At 53.8% G+C, this 20,816-nt stretch carries 10 protein-coding genes, 1 tRNA gene and 1 pseudogene; 3 read left to right on the top strand and 9 right to left on the bottom strand.

Annotated features, from left to right (window positions below; translation table 11 throughout):
* Nucleotides 1-5 precede the first annotated feature (5 nt).
* Entirely contained in the window at nt 6-6,326 is a 6,321-nt protein-coding gene (locus tag DCL27_RS02155) for a DEAD/DEAH box helicase (RefSeq protein ID WP_035598017.1), read from the top strand.
* Between the two features lie 39 nt (nt 6,327-6,365).
* On the opposite strand, the gene symE is transcribed toward DCL27_RS02155, so the two are convergent.
* The 4 genes from symE to hsdR all read right to left on the bottom strand — a co-directional run bounded on the left by symE (nt 6,366) and on the right by hsdR (nt 13,476).
* Nucleotides 6,366-6,704, bottom strand: a complete 339-nt coding sequence (symE, locus tag DCL27_RS02150; RefSeq protein ID WP_035598018.1) for an endoribonuclease SymE — start codon at nt 6,702-6,704, stop codon at nt 6,366-6,368.
* A gap of 225 nt (nt 6,705-6,929) precedes the next feature.
* Nucleotides 6,930-8,306 (bottom strand): restriction endonuclease subunit S, encoded by a 1,377-nt coding sequence (locus DCL27_RS02145; protein ID WP_035598019.1) that lies wholly within the window; start codon nt 8,304-8,306, stop codon nt 6,930-6,932.
* Nucleotides 8,303-9,892: a type I restriction-modification system methyltransferase gene (gene hsdM, locus DCL27_RS02140; RefSeq protein ID WP_035598020.1), complete on the bottom strand. Its 1,590-nt coding sequence runs from the start codon at nt 9,890-9,892 to the stop codon at nt 8,303-8,305. The genes DCL27_RS02145 and hsdM overlap by 4 nt, the downstream gene beginning before the upstream one ends.
* Nucleotides 9,893-9,963: 71 nt before the next feature.
* Nucleotides 9,964-13,476 (bottom strand): type I restriction-modification system endonuclease, encoded by a 3,513-nt coding sequence (gene hsdR, locus DCL27_RS02135; RefSeq protein ID WP_035598023.1) that lies wholly within the window; start codon nt 13,474-13,476, stop codon nt 9,964-9,966.
* 310 nt (nt 13,477-13,786) lie between these two features.
* Between hsdR and DCL27_RS02130 the strand changes: the two are divergent.
* A pseudogene (locus tag DCL27_RS02130) lies at nt 13,787-14,007 on the top strand (5'-nucleotidase); the annotation flags it as partial.
* A 77-nt stretch (nt 14,008-14,084) separates the two neighbouring features.
* Here DCL27_RS02130 and DCL27_RS02125 read toward each other — a convergent pair.
* The 3 genes from DCL27_RS02125 to DCL27_RS02115 all read right to left on the bottom strand — a co-directional run bounded on the left by DCL27_RS02125 (nt 14,085) and on the right by DCL27_RS02115 (nt 16,572).
* The gene (locus DCL27_RS02125; RefSeq protein ID WP_035598026.1) at nt 14,085-14,960 is read right to left on the bottom strand and encodes a phosphorothioated DNA-binding restriction endonuclease; all 876 of its coding nucleotides are present in this window, start codon (nt 14,958-14,960) and stop codon (nt 14,085-14,087) included.
* Nucleotides 14,961-15,331: 371 nt separating this feature from the next.
* Nucleotides 15,332-15,416, bottom strand: a tRNA-Leu gene (locus tag DCL27_RS02120).
* 235 nt (nt 15,417-15,651) lie between these two features.
* A complete protein-coding gene (locus DCL27_RS02115) occupies nt 15,652-16,572 on the bottom strand; it encodes a L,D-transpeptidase family protein (protein ID WP_005289907.1) in 921 nt (306 codons plus the stop codon).
* Between the two features lie 335 nt (nt 16,573-16,907).
* Between DCL27_RS02115 and ampH the strand changes: the two genes are divergently transcribed.
* On the top strand, nt 16,908-18,059 hold the full coding sequence (gene ampH, locus DCL27_RS02110; protein ID WP_035598030.1) for a D-alanyl-D-alanine-carboxypeptidase/endopeptidase AmpH: 1,152 nt from the start codon (nt 16,908-16,910) through the stop codon (nt 18,057-18,059).
* Between the two features lie 163 nt (nt 18,060-18,222).
* On the opposite strand, the gene lptG is transcribed toward ampH, so the two are convergent.
* Both lptG and lptF read right to left on the bottom strand, forming a co-directional pair.
* Nucleotides 18,223-19,293, bottom strand: a complete 1,071-nt coding sequence (gene lptG, locus DCL27_RS02105; protein WP_068870434.1) for an LPS export ABC transporter permease LptG — start codon at nt 19,291-19,293, stop codon at nt 18,223-18,225.
* Complete coding sequence (gene lptF / locus DCL27_RS02100) at nt 19,293-20,393, bottom strand: LPS export ABC transporter permease LptF (protein ID WP_035597080.1); 1,101 nt, start codon at nt 20,391-20,393, stop codon at nt 19,293-19,295. Before lptF ends, lptG begins: the two co-directional genes overlap by 1 nt.
* Between the last annotated feature and the right edge of the window lie 423 nt (nt 20,394-20,816).

The following is a 20,816-nucleotide window of genomic DNA, read 5'->3' as shown; positions in this document are numbered from 1 at the left end:
TAACGATGACCACTCGCTATTTTTCGTCACTTATTGAACAATCATTGTCCCGTTCAACCGAAGCAACGCTAAGTATCATGGGGATCACAAACCCGCAGTTGCGCGAGCACCTCGCGCAGCAAATGGGTGCCGATTGTGGGGAATCAGGCTCATTTCTTGCTGCACCGGTATTCCAGCAAATGTTTGGCTGGAAAGCGTCAAGCAACACGATGCGCAGCCTAACGGAAGGCAAGGCATTACTAAGTAAAGCCGTTGTTGACTCGCTCGATGATAAGAACAATGGTCGCTACCGTTTTGGTGCTGACTGGAAACCCTTCACTCACCAGCTAGCCAGTTGGAAGGCTTTACTAGAAGAGAAACATTCAGTTGTGGTGACAAGTGGTACAGGTTCAGGCAAAACGGAATGTTTTATGGTGCCGGTGCTAGAAGATCTCTACCGGGAACTACATGAAAATGGCAATAATCCGCTGGTCGGTGTCAGGGCGCTTTTTCTCTATCCACTTAACGCCCTGATTAATTCACAACGTGAGCGCCTAGATGCCTGGACACGTGGTTTTGGCACCGGGATCCGATACTGCCTCTATAACGGTAATACTGAAAATCTCCACGCTGCAGTAAAAAGCGAGCAGGTAAAAAGGCCGAATGAAGTGCTCTCGCGTGAAAAGATGCGTGAAGAACCTGCTCCGATTCTGGTAACCAACGGCACAATGTTGGAATATATGATGGTCCGCCAAATCGATGCACCGATTATTCAGCAGTCCAAAGCTCAAAAGTCACTACGCTGGATAGTACTGGATGAAGCACATACCTATGTCGGCTCGCAGGCCGCTGAACTGGCACTCCAGCTGCGTCGTGTAATGACAGCATTTGGCGTGACGCCAGATGACGTGCGCTTTGTGGCAACCTCTGCAACTATTGCTGGAGGCGATGCCAAAAAACAGCTGAAAAAATTCCTCTCTGAATTATCCGGTATACCTCAGGAGCGTATTGACGTACTGGACGGAACTCGGGTGATTCCGGAACTCGAACCGTGCAAACACATTTATATTCCGTTAGAAGAAATTGAGCAAATCCCTGATACAGACATAAAGGGCGTAAGTCCAGAGCGCTTTGATGCACTTACGCATTCACCTGAAGCGCATTACTTGCGTGAGATGTTAGTCACTCAGCCGGATCCAATGAAGCTGGATACGATGACGCAGCGGTTAAATACGCTGACCAAGCAACATTATAGCCAGCAGGATGTGCTACGCTGGATCGACGTTTGCTCCGGCACTCAACCTAATACTAAAGATCCGGCATTTCTGAAGGTCAGAGCGCATATATTCCAGCGCAATACCCAGGGTGTGTGGGCTTGTGTTGATAAAGAGTGCAGAAAAAAGCACGGCACTCCGCTGGAAAAGGGCTGGCCCTTTGGCTATGTATATGTGAATCAGCGGCAAAATTGTGATTGCGGATGCCCAGTCTATGAATTGGCATTCTGTAATGATTGTAACGAGCCTCATCTTCTGGCACAGGACAAAAAGGGGAAATTAGTCCAATGGGAGAATAAAGGGGGCGATGAATTCTCTTTGCAGGATGAAGTATCTGTGGATCACGACGCTACAGAAGAAAAAGTTGAAAAAGAGAGCGGTTTCCAACCTCCACTTATTATTGCAGCAGAAAAGACCAGTGAAGAGGGCTACACCATCCAAAGGCTGGACCGCCAGACGCGTCGTATTGGCGTTGGTAACAGTGAAAGTATCCCATTGGTTATTAACGATATTGAGCAAGTTTGTAGCGCTAGTGGCTGTGGCTACAGGGGGACCAGCGGGAAACAACCGTTCCGTCGAGCTTTATTGGGTGGACCATTTTATATCACCAACATTGTGCCCACCGTTCTGGAGTATTGTCAGGACTTCGCCAGCGATGAAGGAAAAGAGGGAGTCGGACCAGATTCATTGCCAGGGCGAGGTCGTCGACTGATTACCTTTACCGATAGCCGGCAAGGAACGGCCCGAATGGCGGTACGCATGCAGCAGGAAGCTGAGCGCAGTCGTTTACGCGGTAGCGTGGTGGAAATTCTGAGCTGGCATCAACGAACGCAGACTACCGTCACACCGAATGCCAATGCCGATCTTGAAAAGTTATCCGCAAGGGCAAAACAGGCCCGAAATGAGGCAGAAGAATATAGAAGCTGGGGAATGCCAGAACAAGCAAAACTGGCAGAAGTGCAAGCTGAACAGCTTGAACAGGCTATTCAGCTTGCGACCGGTGGCAAAGCAGCGACGGTTCTGCTGTCCCGGACCTGGACGGAAATGGTTAATGAGCTTAAAGAGAAAGCTGATATTCGCGGTCCTATTCTGCAATATAACCACTACCTGAAGCCTGAAATCTTCAACGAAAATGGAGGCCCACTGAAGCTTTCAGAAATGTTGCTTTTCCGGGAGTTCATGCGTCGCCCTAAACGAACTAACAGTCTGGAAACGCAAGGGCTAGTCCAGGTTGGTTATCAGGGGTTGGAGAAAATAATTAAACTCCCGGTGCACTGGGAGGAAAAAGGGCTGACGCTGGGTGACTGGCAGGATTTTCTTAAGGTTACACTGGATTTATACGTTCGTGAAAGCAACTTCACGCAACTGGACGATGAATTGAAAAACTGGATTGGTAGTCGTTTTTCATCGAAATTCGTCCGTAACCCGGAAACGAAAGATCCTGAAGATAATCAGAACAAACGCTGGCCGCAAATCCGTAATGGCAACTTATCCCATCGTTTAGTGAAGTTGTTGATGTTGGGAGCGGGTTTCAAAACAGCAAATACGGCGACGATTGATATTATCAACGCGTGGCTGAAAGAAGCATGGAATCAACTTACCGGACCACTTGCCGTACTGAAGCCTGATGGTAACCGTTTCTATCTTCCAAAAGAGCATCTGACTTTTTCTTTAATCACGGATGGCTGGATTTGCCCGGTAACCAACAAAATTCTGGATACCACCTTTAAAGGCTTAACCCCTTATCTGCCAACCCATATTTCGTTTGAACATCTTAGCCAGGTGCAGTTCGACACGTTTGTTGCGCAAAAGGTCACCATGCCGGAAATCTGGAAGCTGGACCGTTCGCAAGAAGACTACGCGGCAGGTCTGGCGAAAGTTCGTGACTGGGTCAGCAAGGAGCCGCTGATCGCGCAATTACGTTCGGAAAACGTCTGGACGGATATCAACGATCGTATTGTGGAAGGGGGCTTCTATTACCGCACGGCTGAGCACTCAGCCCAGCAATCGTCGGAACGTCTGCAAAGTTACGAAAAGATGTTCAAAAACGGGCAACTGAATGTTCTCAACTGTTCCACCACCATGGAAATGGGGGTTGATATTGGCGGTATTACTGCCGTGGTGATGAACAACGTACCGCCGCATCCGGCCAACTATTTACAGCGTGCAGGGCGGGCCGGGCGTAGTAAGGAATCGCGAGCGATCTCTTATACCCTATGTAAAGGGAACCCGCATGACCAGCAGGTTTTTGCCAATCCGCTGTGGCCGTTTGAAACCATGATCCCGGCCCCGATGGTGGCGATGAATTCTGCCCGGCTGGTACAACGCCACGTCAATGCATTATTACTGTCCGACTTCCTATGCAACGTTATTGGTGAAACGGAGAAAGAAAAAACCAACCTCGACAGTCTCTGGTTTTTTGGTGAGGACGACGGGCAGTCAAAATGTGAACGCTTTAAAGTCTGGCTGGAGCGCCCGGTGCTTGATATCGACGCAGCGCTGGAACGGCTGGTGAAAGGTACGGCGCTACATGGTGCCAGACCTGACCTGCTGCGGGATAAAACCATTAACGCGATTACTTTCCTGCAACAGCGATGGCTTTCCGTCTATCGCGATCTTGTGGCTCAAGAGCGCGAATCACAGCCGCAAACGCCTTATCGCAAGCGCATCGAACTGGAGAAAAAACGTCACTGTGGCGAGTATTTGTTGCGCGATCTGGCAGCCAGAACCTTCCTGCCTGGTTATGGCTTCCCGACGGATGTGGTGACGTTTGATAACTTCACGATGGAGGACTATGTCCGTGAAAAATCGCGGAAAAGTCGGGATAAAAAAGATCGCGAAGATAACGTGTCACGCTACAAAGGGCTGCCCTCCCGTAACCTGGGAGTCGCCATCCGGGAATATGCGCCAGGCGCAGAGATCATTCTTGATGGTCGGGTCTTCCGCTCCGCTGGTGTCTCGTTGCACTGGCACAATATTAACGCGGATACCAATGAGGCCCAGCGTCTGGATTGCGCCTGGCGCTGCCACAAATGCGGTACGATTGGCTATAAAGAGGGGATGAGCAACTCCGGGACGCTCTATTGCACCAACAGCGCGTGTGGTGAAAAAATTATCACTGAAAATCGCCGTCAGGTGCTGCAGCCTGCCGGGTTTGTGACCGATGCGCATGCGCCAGTGACCAACAATATTGAAACCATGAAATTCATCCCGGTGGTCCCTGCATGGGTATTTGTTAAAGCCGAACCAATGCCGCTGCCTAACCCAATAATGGGATATATGACCTCTGGCGCTGACGGGCATGTCTTCCAGCAAAGCCTGGGAGAAGGTGGGCATGGTTACGCGTTATGTCTGAGCTGTGGACGTGCAGAGTCGATGTTGAATGCCAACGACGCACCGAAGAGTATGGAAGCACACTACCCACCGCGCCCGGGAAAAGCGGATCGCGATAGCCAGAATCAACGTCTAATTTGTCCCGGTTCGACGGCGCTTATGAAGAAGGTCACGCTGGGGGCTCTGGCGCGAACGGATGTCTTTGAAATGGTACTACGCAAGCCGCAAAACGGTGAATATCTGCCGGATAACACTGAAGAGGGGCGGGTTGTCGCCATGACCCTTGCTGTTGCGCTGCGCCAGGCGCTGGCGGGTGTTCTGGGTATCTCTGCCGCAGAGCTGGGCTACGCTGTTCGTCCGGTCCGGTTGGAGGACGGGCAATCGGTTTTAGCCGTTCAGCTGTATGATGTGATCAGTGGTGGGGCTGGTTTTGCCTCCAGTGCGCCATTGCATATTGAGTCTATTCTTCAGGGAATGGTCAAACAGCTAGGGTGTCATCATTGTGATACCTCCTGCAGTGAATGCCTGCTCGACTCCCAGACTCGCCACGATCACGATTTACTGGACCGAAAGGCGGCACTGGCCTGGCTTGGGGATGACTTCGTCTACTATGTTGGTTTGCCGGATACGGAGACATTCTCGCTGCCGGATGCCCGCTACTGCCCGGGAGCCATTAGCGACACTCTTCGCCGGGCGATTAACGAAGGGGCTGAAAAACTCACGCTGTGGATGAACGGGCCGCTCAATGAGTGGGATCTCTATGCCCGCCAGTTCCGGGCTGCTATACAGAACTACCGGGTAAAAGATAACGTTGCGGTTGATCTTGTCATCCCGGCAGGCGTCGATGATCCTGAATTGATGCACGAGCTTTCGCAGTTTACTGCTCTGGGTGTACGGTTATGTCATAGCGAACAGGCTCCGGAACTGCCGATTGTGGCACAAATCGCCTTTGCCGATCGGGTCATGACGCTGGCTTCACGCAGCCAGCAGGCAACGATCCCGGGACCGGGCTGGCATCTGAATGACGAGCTGGTGGTTCGTAGCTTTGGTTATCAACCGGTAGCGCTGAACGAGTTTGTTCTGCCGGGGAAAGCCGCGAGCGCGGCTGAACGCGTCAAAGATATTGCGATCCATAAAGAGCTGAACGGCCCGCTTTCGCTGTTCGGACAACGCTTCTGGGACGTTCTGTTTAACGACCATGAAGAGGCGCAGTCGCTGATGAAAAATCAGCGGATCATCGGCGTTCACTATACCGATCGCTATCTGCAAAACCCGGTTGCGCTGGTGCTACTGGCGGCGTTATTGAAACCGCTGAAGCCGTTACTGACTGATGACGCTAAGGTGGCGATTGATACGTTATTCAAACCTAAAGATCGCGCCGGTAACCGGCCTTTCCATGACTGGATGAGCGACGCGGATTTTCAGGATTTCGCCGACCAGTGGTTTGCCGCGGCAATGGGCAGGGCGGTAGCGCTAAGAGTATTCGACTCGCTGCGCGACATTCCCCACCATCGTAAACTGACGGTGACCTTTGAGAATGGTCAGGTATTAAAGATTCGTTTTGATCAGGGGATGGGGTACTGGCGTATCAACTTTGCATCGAAATGGTATTACTTTGACTTCAGCGATGACGTTTCCTTCCAGTTAGGCAATATGGCGCAGGCCTGTCAGGATGGCAAGGTGCTTAACAGCGAAGAAAGCTGGGCAACGGATGTGCTGGTGGAGGTGATGGCAGCGTAAGGGACATCGCTCCCGACTCGCTGTCGGGAGCGATGTGCGTCAGGTAGTACGTTTGCCAGTAATCACATCGATAAATTCCTGTACCTGCCGCTGCTTACGGGCGGACAGTTTGCACACCCGACGCAGCGACTGCAATAACGCCGGTTCTTCCGGCTCAGGCAGTTTTGTCGTCAGCACGATGCAGCCAGGCATCACTCTGACATCGAATTTGCAGCCAGTGGTAAAACCGGCGGTTTCCAGCCACTGGCCTTTCATAATAATTGCCGGAACATGCGTGTAATCCGGATAACGGCTCGCATAACTCACGGTAAGATGACGGTTATTTGTTGGGGAGACTTCTGGATCGCACGGATCTGCAATAGAATGGGTATCAGTCATGACTGCTATTCCTTGAAAATAGTGATTGTGATGAGCGATGCGGTTGTGTTGGCGCACGACCGCATCGCGCTAAATACCTGGCTATATCAACAGTAAATAAAAGAAAAGTCCAGCTAAAAACAGAACGTAATAAGCGCGATTCGGAATAAATAAGATATATTTTTGCGGGTTATAAATGGACGTGAATAGATAAAAGCGCACGCTTTCGGTGCGCTTTTATAAGGATTATGCTTTTTTACGCGAGGCTTTTTTACCGCCGCTGGCGGCGCGTTCAGCCTTAATTTTTTCCAGCAGCGCGGCTGCGCTGTTTTCACCGCTGATCAGGTCCGGGTTTTCAGCCCGCCACTGGGCGGTAAGCTCGCCGCGGAAGGCCTTCGCCAGGATCGACTGGGTGAGGCTGTTGACGCGGGTCAGGGCGCTGTTGACCTGCTTTTCGATGGTGTCGGCGTAGGCGAAGAGTTGTTCGACGCGGCGGACGATTTCGTGTTGTTTCTTAAGGGGAGGAATATCAAAACTCAATGAGCGTAGCGTTCTGAGATTTATCCTTGGACGAGTAATCCCCTGCACCTTTTCCTTAATTTGTTCGTAAGAGGTTTTGCTGGCTAAAACAAGTGCAAGATAATGTGGTGATGCTAGTGATGGATCAATTCTTAAGCAAAAACAATCAGCTTTATTGATAAATATTTCATCACTTTTCGGCACGAGGCATACTCTTACATCCTCATCAACAAATGAGGAAAAAAGAAGATCGTCTTCTTTCAATGTATTACTGTATAAATTTTCATATTTCACATAGCTAATGAAGGTTTCTTTTGCACTTTTGAACTCCAGGTGGCCTATATTTTCTAATCTCACGACTCTGACTCCGGAATCAGTATAGTCAGATGTTTTAAGCTTTGATCCAAATGGCCCATCGAATGAAGTAAGGCATAAGGAGCCTATAGTACAATTTTTATTGTTTGCTGGCTCCGCTTGTAATTTACCATTGACTGCCGATACCAACACCGCCTGACGAAAACGTTTCAGAATTTGTGGGATTTGCTCAAGACGTGCTTTGGTGCTGTCTACCTGCGCCAGTAGCGTGTCGAGCTTTTCGGCGATGATTTTTTGTTCGGCAAGTGCCGGGATTGGTATATTTATTAAATCAAAGCTTGCTGGCTTAATATTATTAATATTTGCACCAGCAGAAAGTGATGAAATTTTGTTCCTATAAAAGGAAGATTTTGTGAAATGAGCAATAAAACTCGGGGATATGCATTTCTCAGGACGTAATGCCCCGCAAAATGCGCCGAAACTACATTCAAATGGTAGGCGCTGATGTGCGGATTTACCGACTACAGATTTACTCCCTGAAGACATCGCAATAACAATATCTTCAGGAGATATTTTTTGACTTTCTTTAACAAGGTTTTTAGGCACAAAAACCAAGTCTGTAGTATCAAACTTGCCATTTTGAATATTGTTTGCACGGATAAGAGGCAAATAATCATCTTGTAGATAATTGATTGCCTGCTCTTTTTTATATGTGACCCCTCGGATTAGGGTTGTGACTGTCGATACTGGAGCTATAGCCCACCCCTCCGGCAATTTCCCCCCACTCATGCCTTCACCTCACCAAACGCTTCTTCCAGCAACTGACGCTGTGCATCCGCCTCATCCCCCGCGCCCAGCTCGCGCATCAGCGCGTCCAGCTCGCCCAGCGCCTGCACCAGTTCGCCCATCGCTTCTGCGGCCAGCACGTCCGGCTCCGGCAGGCTGTCGGCGTCGATGCTGTCCTTATCCTTCAGCCAGGAGATATCCAGCGAATCGGATTTTGCGCTGCGGATCCACTCGCGGCTGAACTTGCGCCAGCGGCTGGTGGCCTGGTGCTGGTCGGTGTTTTTGTTCTCTTCGCTGTCGGCGACTTCGCTCTCTTCGGCGTTAAAGCTCCATTCACCTTCTTCACGCGGGCTTAAGCCGTGCGGATCTTCACCGTAGACGGTTTCAAACGGCTGCAGGTGCTGCTCGGTAAACGGCGTGCGTTTGCCGAAGCTCGGCATATTGGTCCGCAGGTCATACACCCACACGTCGTCGGTGCAGTTTTTATCCTGGTTCGGATTCGCCACCGTGCCTTTGGTGAAGAACAGCACGTTGGTTTTAACGCCCTGGGCGTAAAAGATGCCGGTCGGCAGACGCAGGATGGTGTGCAGATGGCATTTGTCCATCAGGTCGCGGCGAATATCGGTACCCTTGCCGCCTTCAAACAGCACGTTATCCGGCACCACCACCGCCGCGCGGCCGCCGGGGTGCAGGGTGTCGATAATATGCTGCATAAAGCACAGCTGTTTGTTGCTGGTCGGATGGACGAAGGTACGGGTGATGTTGGTGCCTGCGGCGCTGCCAAATGGTGGGTTGGTGACGACAATATGCGCCTTCGGCAGGTTTTCGCCGTCGCTGCCCAGCGTGTTGCCCAGACGGATGGCGCCGCCGTGGTCGAGGTTGCCTTCAATATCGTGCAGCAGGCAGTTCATCAGCGCCAGACGACGGGTGCCGGGCACCAGTTCGAGGCCGATAAACGCTCGGTGGATCTGGAAATCCTGGGTGTCGCCGTCGAGATCGTCCAGATCGTGAGTCTGCGACTTCACGTAGCGATCCGCTTCAATCAGGAAGCCCGCCGTACCCGCCGCCGGGTCCTGCACCACTTCACGCGGCTGCGGCTTCAGCAGATGGATAATGGTTTTAATCAGCGGACGCGGGGTGAAGTACTGGCCCGCGCCGGATTTGGTTTCGTTAGCGTTCTTTTGCAGCAGCCCTTCGTACATATCGCCGAAGTCATCGCGGGACTTCCCGTGGTTGCCGTTGTACCAGTCCAGCGCGTCCATATAGCTGACCAGCTCCGTCAGCTGTTTGGGTTGCTCAATGGTGGTGCTGACATTATGGAACACCGCCTGTACCAGCTTTTTCTCATCAGCGCCTAACTGGACCAGCAGGTTACGGTAGAACTGCATCTGCTCCTGGCCAATGCGCGATTTCAGGTCATCCCAGCGGTAGCCTTCCGGCAGGTAGTCCGCTTCCTGGCCGGTCTCTTTACACATTTTCAAAAACAGCAGCGAGGCGAGTTCATTGACGTAGTTTTGATAGGAGACGCCGCCGTCGCGCAGGTTGTCGCACAGTTTCCATAATTTGGCGACCAGATCGTTATTGTTCATTGAAGATCCCATGTAAAACAGCGGCCCTTATCGGGGCCGCAGAAGAAGAAATTGCCGGGGATGATAACGCGTCAGGCGAGCTCATCCCAGATGTAATCGCTGAACTTATCCAGCACCTTGTCGAGGTTGTCGTCAAAGGTGCGCTGTAACATCGACTTACCGCCGCGACGGTGGAAATTGCCGGTTTTAAACACGTCATCGTCGAGCACCACTTTTTCTTTTAGCGCCTGCGCTAAACGCTCGAGCCAGCTTAGCTGCTCGCTGTTCCAGTCGTTCTCGCCTTTAATTTTTTCCAGCGCATGGTCGACGCGCTGGTCGAACGGTTTCAGCGCATCGCCCACCGCCGCACGGCGGATATGGCCAATCAGTCGGGCGGCGATGTCTTCGTTGCGCGTCTCTTTCCACGCCTTACGCAGAGATGATTCTTCAAAATGCTGGCGGTCAAACCACTCCTGCAATTCCACCAGCCCTTTACGGGTAAGGTCGCGCGGGCGATTGATCACCGCCTGCAGCGCAGGCTGGGCGTTAGGAGCGTGCTGTACCAACGCATCGAAGGCTTCGAGGAAATCCTGCGGCGTGTCGTAATCGCCGTACAGCGATTTGACGCTCACCACCTCATCATCAATATCGAGGAAGATAGGCGCATCGCGCAGGGCGTTGATATCGGTTTTCAGCCTTTCGAGGCGGGCGATAAAGCCGGGGAGCTTATTGAAAATCTCGGCGCTCCAGTGCGGCCCTTTTTCCCGCAGACGAGAAGCCAGACCGCCGAAGTTAACGCCCGCCGCATCCAGGCACAGCTCATCCAGACGGCGGACCTGCTTATCCACCGCTTCGCTGCGGTCGCGGTTAAAGGTGGCGAGGCCGATAATGCGCTGCAGCTTGGCGACCAGCTGTTCATGGCTGTGTTCGGCAAAGCTGCGGCCATCCGCTTCAATGGTTTTATAGGTTTCTGAGTCGGTAATTTCATTGACCAGCGTTTGCAGCTCCACCTGCGGACGCACAACCACCGGGCGCATGGTGTCGACGCTTTCCAGCGAGCTGTAGATATCGACGCAGTCGAAAATCTTAAAGCTGGTTTTCCCCACCGACGGGCACAGACGCGTGGCGCGGCCCTTCATCTGCTCGTAGAGAATGCGGCTTTTCACTTTGCGCAGGAACACGATATTACAGATAGACGGGATATCGACGCCGGTGGTCAGCAGGTCGACGGTGACCACGATATTCGGCAGCCGCTCTTTGTTGAAGCGGACGATCATGCTTTGCACTTTCTTCGCATCTTTATCGGCATCGCCGGTGATCTTGACGATCGCGTCGTGCTCAAGCTGCGGGTACTTTTTCTTGAACGCGGTACGCAGCTCGTCCACCACCATATCGGCATGGGTGTTGGTGACGCAGAACACCAGCGTTTTTTGCTGCCCGGTGGGATCCAGATATTTGGTGAGCTCACCGCATACCGCGCGGTTAAACGCTGGGATCACCAGGCCACGGTTAAAATCGGCAACTTCAAAATCCTGATCGTCAGCCAGCGTGTCGTTGATCAGCTCGCCCTGCGGGTTCAGGCGTTCCACCTGTTCACCCTCGGAAAGATAGACCCCATCCTGCGCGTTGCGGGTGACGATCTGAATCGGCGGATCCTGGTCGATCAGGAAGCCGTCGATCACCGCTGTCCGGTAGGTGTAGCGGTAAACCGGCTCGCCGAAAATATCCACCGTGTGCAACGCTGGCGTGGCGGTCAGGGCAATTTTTACCGCATCGAAGTGGTCGAGAATGCGACGATAGGCAGAAACGTAATCCAGCTGGCTGCGGAACTGCAGCTCGCCTTCGGTCTGCTCTTTATCGAGAATGTAGCCGCGGTGCGCTTCATCGACGACGATACAGTCGTAGCGGCCGACCGGCATGGGTTCATCGGATTGCAGCGTGCGCTTGACCAGTGACTGCACCGTGGCAACGTGAATTTTGGTACTGTCTTCCGGGAATTTGTCGGTCAGACCTTTAATATCGAAAATACTGTTAAAGGTATCGCCGTTAATGCGCGTGTCTTCAAACGACCCCAGCGCCTGCTCGCCGAGCGAGCGGCGGTCGACCAGGAACAGCACGCGTTTGAAACGCTGGGACTGGATCAGGCGGAACATTAAAGCAATGGCGGTACGGGTTTTACCGGTACCGGTTGCCATCGCCAGCAAGATGGCTTGCTGGCCGTTAACGATAGCGTTTTCCACCGCGCGGACGGCATCTTCCTGGTAATAACGCAGGCCGAGTTCGCTCATTCCGGGATTTTCGGCAAACCACTGGTTTTTTTGCTGCGGGTCGCTGCCCAGCATCTCCAGCAGCTCTTCCGGGCGATGCCATTCCGGCAGCGCTTTCGACATGTTGGTGGTGTGGCGGACGTCGCGATACCAGATACCGCTTTTGGTCTTCATTGCCGCGCGGTATTCGCGCCCGTTGGTGGAGTAGCAGAAGGGGATTTTAAAGCGCTGTTTACCGCTGGTATCCTGCCAGCTTACCTCATATTCCGGTACCGCTTCATGCACCTCATCGGGCGAGTAATGTTCCAGCAGCGTATCGCGCAGGAAGGCGTTATCGAAGTATTTACTGTAGCGATACGACTCGGCGAGCTTGCTGAAAACATCCGTGTTTTTGCGCTTGGCTTCAATCACGGCGATGGGTTTGAGGCCGATGAACAGAACGTAGTCGGCAAAGCCGGGATTACCCGTTTCATCTTTGCCGGTCGGCCATTCCGCAATCGCCTTGTTGACGCCCGCTTCCGGGCGCGCGCCTTTGGCGAAGCGCAACGTTTTGCTATCGGCCTGCCAGCCCGCTTTACGCAACTGGGCGTCAATCAGGAAGCGACTCTCTTCTTCGCTGAGATTCAGCGTGCGCTTGATCGCCTGGTCGGTGATCTCTTTGTGATAAGCCTTACGTTCCTGCTCGGTCTGTTTTGCTAACTCGGCATTTTTTGCAGCGAGCTGTGCTTCCAGGGCAGCCACGCGGGCTTTGATCTGGGCTTCGGTTTCCTGTTGCTTACCTTCGAGAACGGCAATGTAGCCATTGAGTGCAATTAAGCGTTGCTGCTGAGCTTCCAGCTCTGCCTGGCTGTGTGCTTTTTCCTGTGTCTGCTGCTCCAGCTGCTGTTTGAGCGTGAGAACTTCGGCGTGGTAGCGATCATCGCCGTGCTCAGGCATCACAAAAGTTGGTACCGGGAAATCGTAATCTTTGGTCACCAGCCGGTAGTACCAAACAGCAAGACGGAATCCGAGGCGCAGACACATCTGGGCATCATCGAGATCGTTATGGTATTCGTGAACGGCCTGATTGCCGATACGGCGCAGCTTATGGAAAACGGAAAGAATGCTATCGTCAATGAAGGCAATTTTGCCCAGCTCACGCAGCAGGTCGTGCTGGTTTTCACATGGAGGAATATCCAGTAATAACCCCAGGTGTTTGGCCGTCGCTTCGCCAAACATGCGCATTTTTACCAGTGTCGTATTCGGATCGTCGGGGTAGTTGTTTTCTGCCGCGCAGGCAATGGCGTAAGTGAAATCGTTTACGCCTTTTAGGAAATCGAAGTTGGATTTGTTCATCATTGTTGTTAATCCATGACAATGTTGACCTTATCGTATATTTAAGGCCTATAACTTTTTATTTTATCCTTTCGTATTCTTCTAAACAATGACCATAGTCACAGCCACAAACGTAACCGATTCAAGGTACGCAAAAGATGAACATCCCCATCATACAATTACCTTTTGACGAGGTTTAAACCGGCATCATACATTTTACCTCCGTACAATAAACCCAAAAAACCACAAAAAAACTCCAACATAATTTCTATGTTATTTTCGCTGATATAGAGAAGATTATTACCGCATCATCAAAATAGGCTATCGTACTTTTACAAAAATTCGTGTCATTAAAATGCTGAGGAGTTGGGGTGTATATGTCGATGAGGCTTTTTCCTCGGAGGCGTAGAAAAAACAAAAATTCTCAAAGCGTTTAAGCCACATATTTTCTTTGACGATCAGGATGTGCATTTGATCGCAGCGGCAAAGGTTGTACCTTCTGGAAAAGTCCCTTATGCCAGTGACTCCGAGCTTGCCGAGCATGACGCATCGTGATTATCGCTGACAAACCATTTAGTCATCAAGGCTGAATGGTTTGTATACCTCACGCAAAATAACTGCCCTACCCCAGCTCAATACTCTCCTCTGAACACCTCTTTCCTATGCCATTCCACAAACCGCTCGCCCGGATAATTTTCTTTAACCGGTGGCAACGCAATCGACTTTCCCGCAAAATCCCAGAACAGCCGCTGTACCACCCATCCACCATTTACCGCGTCGGAAACTATCACACGCATATTTTCATCTAGACCAATCGAACCGCGATCAAACGCTTTATGATGGATTGCGCACAATGCCAGGCCATTAGGGACTTCACAAGGGCCATGATGCTGCTTCCATCTGATATGGGCAGCTTCCAGAGCAATCGGCGCATTGTCATGGCGCATGTTAAAGCCGCAGATAGCGCACTGATAATTGTAAGCACGTAGCACCATCTGGCGGAACTTCGGATCGCGTTGTCGAAGAGAGGTGCGAATATCAAAACCCATCTCGTCAGCGATGTCTTCCTGAATACTGGCCGGGAAATGCGCCTCCAGGAGCTGCTGCGCCAGCGTATCAATTAACCTGTGATTTTTTGCCACCAACGCAAAATTATCGGCATCAAATCCACCCGCGACATTATATTCAATGAGTTCACGCCGAGGCGGCTGGCGGCTACCATTGGTTGAGCACAGTTCCGCGTTTTGTAGTTCCCAGAAGCCGTCACCCTTCAGACGCCAGAACGGCATATCTGGACGCTGGTCACGGCGCTGCGGTCCATAACGTTCCAGGAGATCCAACAGGGGTTCGTAGATTTCAGAACCATAGTTAAACAGGCGATCATGACCCTGCCGATAGTGTGAGAGGACGAGCAGCAGCAATAATGGCTTATGTGGCGCACGCTGTTCGCCTTTGCGCCAGATGGTAATGTTGGCTATCGCTTGCCGGAGAGTTTTGTCGGAAACCATGATTCTGGATTATCTCTATGTATTTCGATATATGCCAATAATATATCTTTTAATCAATTGATTATTAAAATGACGTTATTACCTATCTCCCATATCTTCGAAACTACCGTCACCATGAATACTCACCCACACGCTCTTCTCTGGAAGAATTCAGAGTCTCACTCTACACCAAAATCGCCGCTGACTTGTTGCCGATCTCTACAATCTTTGCTTTATCTCCTCATCATGGCCAAATACCTACACTCAGCCATCGCGCATTGTAGACTTTATTGTAAGGTTTGAGGCAGGCGAGGGAAAAACAGGCAGTTACCTTGCGTAACACAGATTTCAGATACAAAAAAACCACCTTTCGGTGGCTTAATCGCATCACTTGGTGCCGAAGGCCGGACTCGAACCGGCACGTATTTCTACGGTTGATTTTGAATCAACTGCGTCTACCGATTTCGCCACTTCGGCACTGAAGGGGATGCGGAAAACAGGTGCATTATACCTAGTGGGCGTCGCCTTGCAACAGTTATCCACTCGCGATCTTTTCAAGTGCTGAAAAAAACGGCGCTCGCAGGTGGGTAAGTTTTTCAGAGGGTTAGCCCAAGAGGCGCGGCGCTTCCGCTCCGCCGCCCGGCGCGTTTCATCCGGGCGAAAAAAAAGCGGGCCCATCCGGCCCGCCTGGTATCACGGCTAACGCATCGGCTTAGTTGATCTTCACCGGCATGCCGGAGCGAGCCTTCAGCGCCTCGTCCACCGCATGGGTGTTGACGCTCGGATCGGCGATAATCTTGGTCACCGCGGCGTTGAGCTGGATCGGCACCGGCGCGCGTGACTGCCACTCGGCCTCGGTGGTAGAGAGCGGGTTGTGCACCTCGATATAGCGCGAACCGTCCGGCTCCACGGTAGCCTTCACCGGCTCGTTGATAAACTGTACGCGTGTCCCCACCGGGATGTTCTCGAACAGCCACTTGATGTCCGGGTCGCGCAGACGCACGCAGCCGTGGCTGACGCGCAGACCGATACCGAAGTTGGCGTTGGTGCCGTGCACCGCATACAGGCGGCCAACATACAGGGCGTACAGCCCCATCGGGTTATCGGGACCGGCCGGGAAGACGGCAGGCAGGTACTGGCCGTTGGCGGCGTACTCTTCATGCATCTTCTTGGTCGGGGTCCAGGTCGGGCCTGCCTTCTTACGCTGTACCGAGGTCACCCAGTTCATCGGGGTATCACGGCCCAGCTGGCCGATACCGATCGGCAACACCACCACCGTCTTACTGCCTTTCGGGTAGTAATACAGGCGCATCTCAGCGCTGTTGATCACGATCCCCTCGTGGGGCGTGTTCGGCAGGATCAGCTGCTGCGGAATCGTCAGGCTACGGCCTGCGCGCGGCAGATAGGGGTCGACGCCGGGGTTAGCCTCCAGCATGTTGCTTAGCCCCATCTGGTATTTCGCAGCGAAATGCTCAAGTGGGTACTTACTATCTTCCGGGACTTGGATGTGCAGATTCTCACCAACCACTCGGCTGTTGTTCGCCGGCAGGGGGTATACCACGGCAAACGCAGACTGCATGCAGGCAGCCGCGGCCAGAAGTACCGTGAAAAGCGCACGGATACTCATTTTCATGTTTCTCTTTCCTGTTGGGTGCTTAACGCCGCGCAGGCGGTTGTTCGATTTAGGTTACAGTCCTCACAGACCGCTGCGCATTATATGTTCACGGAAGACAAAGAGGAAAAAATAACTGCACTACAGTATAAAATTTCCCACTATCACGCCCGTGCGCGTCCCTAATGTAAAGCGTAGCAAGGTTACCCTTGCATGTGCGCCACGTCACATTCATTTTTACCCTCCGCAGCACTCTGCGGCGCTTTTTTACAAAATTTCCTGGCAAAAGCGCTGCTGTGCAGCGCGGGCAAGCATTACTATACTTACCCCTCTTATTCCCTTGCGTTCTGAATGACATGGATACTCATTTTCGCCCCTTTTTTTCCCTGGCCGCGCTGGCCATCGGCTGTGTGCTGAGCGGGGTATCCGCCCATGCCGCCACCCCGGATGCCCAGATCCGCACCACCGTCGATCGCTATGCCGAGCATATCTTCTATAACAGCGGTGCCACCGGCATGGCGCTAGTCGCCATCGACGGTAAAGAGCAATTGTTTCGTAGCTACGGCGAGACCCGCCCCGGCAACAATCAGCGGCCACGCCCCGACTCGCTGATCCGCATCGCCTCGCTGACCAAGCTGATGACCAGCGAGGTGCTGGTCAAACTGGACGCCGAAGGGAAGGTCAAGCTGACCGATCCCTTGTCGCGCTATGCTCCGCCAGGAAAGCGAGTGCCCACTAACGACTCGGGGCGGCCGATCCGCCTGATGCATCTGGCCTCGCACACCAGCGGCCTGCCGCGTGAGCAGCCGGGCGGCGCCGCCAACCGGGCGGTGTTCACCTGGCCGACCTACAGCCAGCGTTGGCAGTGGCTGCAACGCGCCCGGCTGAGCGTCGCGCCGGGTAGCGCCGCCGCCTACTCGAACCTGGGTTACGATCTGCTGGCCGATGCCTTGGCCCACGCCACTCGCCAGAGCTACCCGGCGCTGTTTCAGCGCCTGATCACCCGTCCGCTGGGCATGAGTAATACCACCTACACCCCGACGGCGGCGCAGTGCGCGCGCCTGATGATCCCGGCGCGCAGCGCCAGCCCGTGTATCTCCTCGCTGGCGGCCATCGGCAGCGGTGGGGTCTACTCCACCCCGGACGACATGCGCCGCTGGATGCAGCAGTTTCTGGCCGGCGGCCAGCAGCCGCGTAGCCCCTACGCCGCGCGTCTGTTGAAGATGTACTACCCACGCGCCAAGCTGGATCAGGTGAAGGGGATGGATGTGCCGGGTAAGGCCGCCGCCTTGGGGCTGGGCTGGGTGGCTATGGCGCCGCAGGATGGCCATCCGGGGATCATTCAGAAGACCGGCGGTGCCGGGGGGTTCATCACCTATATGGCGCTGATCCCGGAGAAGAACATCGGGGTATTCGTGGTGGTCACCCGTAGCGACCTGACGCGCTTCAAGAACATGAGCGATGGGGTGAACGATCTGGTCAGCGCCTTGGCGGCGCAAAAGCGTTAAGGCCTAAGGCCAAGGGGAAGGCGCGCGAAGTGAGTCATCACTGACATCGCGCCAGCGGGCCAGTCTGACTCCCCCCCCTGCACTCACGCCTCGCCCGGGTTTTTTACTCATCAGATACCAGCGGGGCGCCCTTAGGCGCCCCGCGTATCTCATCCCCACACCGTTAGCTGCGGCGCAGCAACAGGTAGATACTGATCGCCAGGAACAACGCGCTGGGCAGTACCGCGCCAATCACCGGCGGCACGTTGTACACCAGGCTCATCGGACCGAAGATCTGATCCAGCACGTAGAAGACGAAGCCGAAGCAGATGCCGGTCAACACCCGTACCCCCATCGGCACGCTACGCAGCGGACCGAAGATGAACGACAGCGCCATCAGCATCATCACCGCCACGGAGAGCGGGGCGAAGATCTTGCTCCACAGATTGAGCTGATAACGGTTGGACTCCTGGCCGCTCTGCTGCAGGTACTTCACGTAGTGATACAGGCCGCTGATGGAGAGCGAGTCGGGGCTGACCGCCACTACCCCCAGCTTGTCCGGCGTCAGGTTGGTCTTCCACACCCCGGTCAGGGTGCGCGAGCCGGTGATCTGCGCAGGGTTTGTCAGGTTGGACTCCTCCACCTGGGTCAGCTTCCACTGCTTGCCGTCGAAGGTGGCCGCCGTCGCGTAACGCAGCGAGGTCAGCTTACGCTGGTCGTTGAGTGTGTAAATACTCACCCCCGCCAGGGTGCGGTCGTTCACCACCTGGGAGATATAGATAAACTGGTTGCCATCTTTAGCCCACAGGCCGCCCTGGGTCGACAGCAGCGAGCCGCCGTACATCTGCTGGGCGCGGTAGTTACGCGCCGCCTGATCACCCTGCGGTGCCACCCATTCGCCGATGGCCATGGTCAGCAGCACCAGCGGAATGGCGGTCTTCATCACCGCCGACGCCACCTGCATGCGGGTAAAACCGGCGGCCTGCATCACCACCAGTTCGCTGCGCTGCGCCAACATCCCCAGGCCGAGCAGCGCGCCGAGCAGCGCCGCCATCGGGAAGAAAATTTCGATATCCTTGGGGATGCTCAACAGGGTGAACAGCCCGGCACCCGCCACGGAGTAATCCCCCTGGCCCACCTTGCGCAGCTGGTCGACGAACTTGATGATGCCAGACAGCGACACCAGCATGAACAGGGTCATCATGATGGTGTTGAAGATGGTGCGGCCAATATAACGATCGAGAACGCCAAACATCAGGCCACTCCTTTTCCGCTTAGGCGCGCACGAATGCGGCGCATCGGCACGGTATCCCACAGATTAAGCGCCAACGCCAACAACAGGTAGCCGCCGTTCACCGCCCACATCCAGATCATCGGGTCCAGCTTGCCCTTGCCGCCGTTGGAGCGCAGCGAGCTCTGCAACAGGAAGAAGATCAGGTAGAGCAGCATCGCCGGTAGCATCGACAGCACCCGTCCCTGGCGTGGGTTCACCACGCTGAGCGGCACCACCATCAGCGCCATCACCAGCACCGAGAACACCAACGTCAGGCGCCAGTGGAACTCGGCGCGGAAACTTGACTCGTCGGAGTGCCACAACGCGGACATGCTCGCCTGATCGGCGTTGTTCGGGTCCAGCATCGTCGACTTGTGGCCGATGAGGGCGGAGTAGTCGACGAAGTCGGTGATGCGGAAGTCGCGCAGCATCGCGGTGCCCTCGTAGCGCGTTCCGCTATCCAGCACCACCTTCTGCCCGCCATCCTTCATCTCGACCAGATGGCCGCTATCCGCTACCACCACCGAGGGGCGCTGCGAGCCGCTCGGGCGTAGCTGCGCCAGGAAGACGTCGTGGAATTTCTTGTCCTTCACGTTGCCGACGAACAACACATAGTTGCCGTCTTGCGAGGGTTGGAACTGCCCTTCGGCCAGCGACGCCAGGCCGGGGTTGGCCTTGGCCTCCGCCATCACCTCATCGGAATGCAGCGAGGACCAGGGGCTGAGCCAGAAGGCGTTGGCCAGCGCCAATGCCCCGGTGAAGAAGGCCAGCACCATCGCCGCCTTGATCAGCACCGTCTTGCTCAACCCACAGGCGTGCATCACCGTGATCTCGCTTTCCGTATACAGCCGGCCTAGGGTCATCAACAACCCTAAAAATAGGCTGAGCGGCAAGATGAGCTGAGCCATCTCTGGGATCCCCAGCCCAAGCAGGGAAAACACCAGGTTGGTCGGGATATCGCCATTCACCACCGCCCCTAAAATCCGCACCATCTTTTGGCAAAAAAAGATCAAGAGCAGAATAAACAGGATGGCGACCTGACTCTTAAAGGTTTCCCGTACTAGATATCTAATGATGATCACGCTTATTACGCCTGTGAAAACTTGTATTTTTGCAGGAAAATAGATAATTTCTACGCTAACGCGCCATTTTTATGATGATTATGGCCGCGGCAACAATGGGTAGCACGATTACAGCCTTGGCTGCCTGGGTGGCGTAAAACAGCTCACCGGGACCGTGACCAGATCCCAAAACGCCAACCACTTGTCAGGTAAACTGATTGTACTGCAAACCGATTGTACCGTAATCGTTAGTCACGAAAACGACAAATTTAACTGCCGCCCGCGCGAAAAAACAGCAAAAGCCGCAACGGAAGCCGGGTCATCGCTATGTCGGCATGATTTTACCGTTAGGCAGCCTAAAACGTGTGGCAATAATTGTTTCTAGTCAGTTCAACGGCAAGGGGCCGTAACGTCTTTGAGTATAGTTTATCCGCCCCTCTAGCC

Origin of the sequence: Edwardsiella tarda ATCC 15947 = NBRC 105688 (assembly GCF_003113495.2) — a bacterium.
GTDB lineage: Bacteria > Pseudomonadota > Gammaproteobacteria > Enterobacterales > Enterobacteriaceae > Edwardsiella > Edwardsiella tarda.
This window is presented reverse-complemented; position numbering and strand designations above follow the sequence as displayed.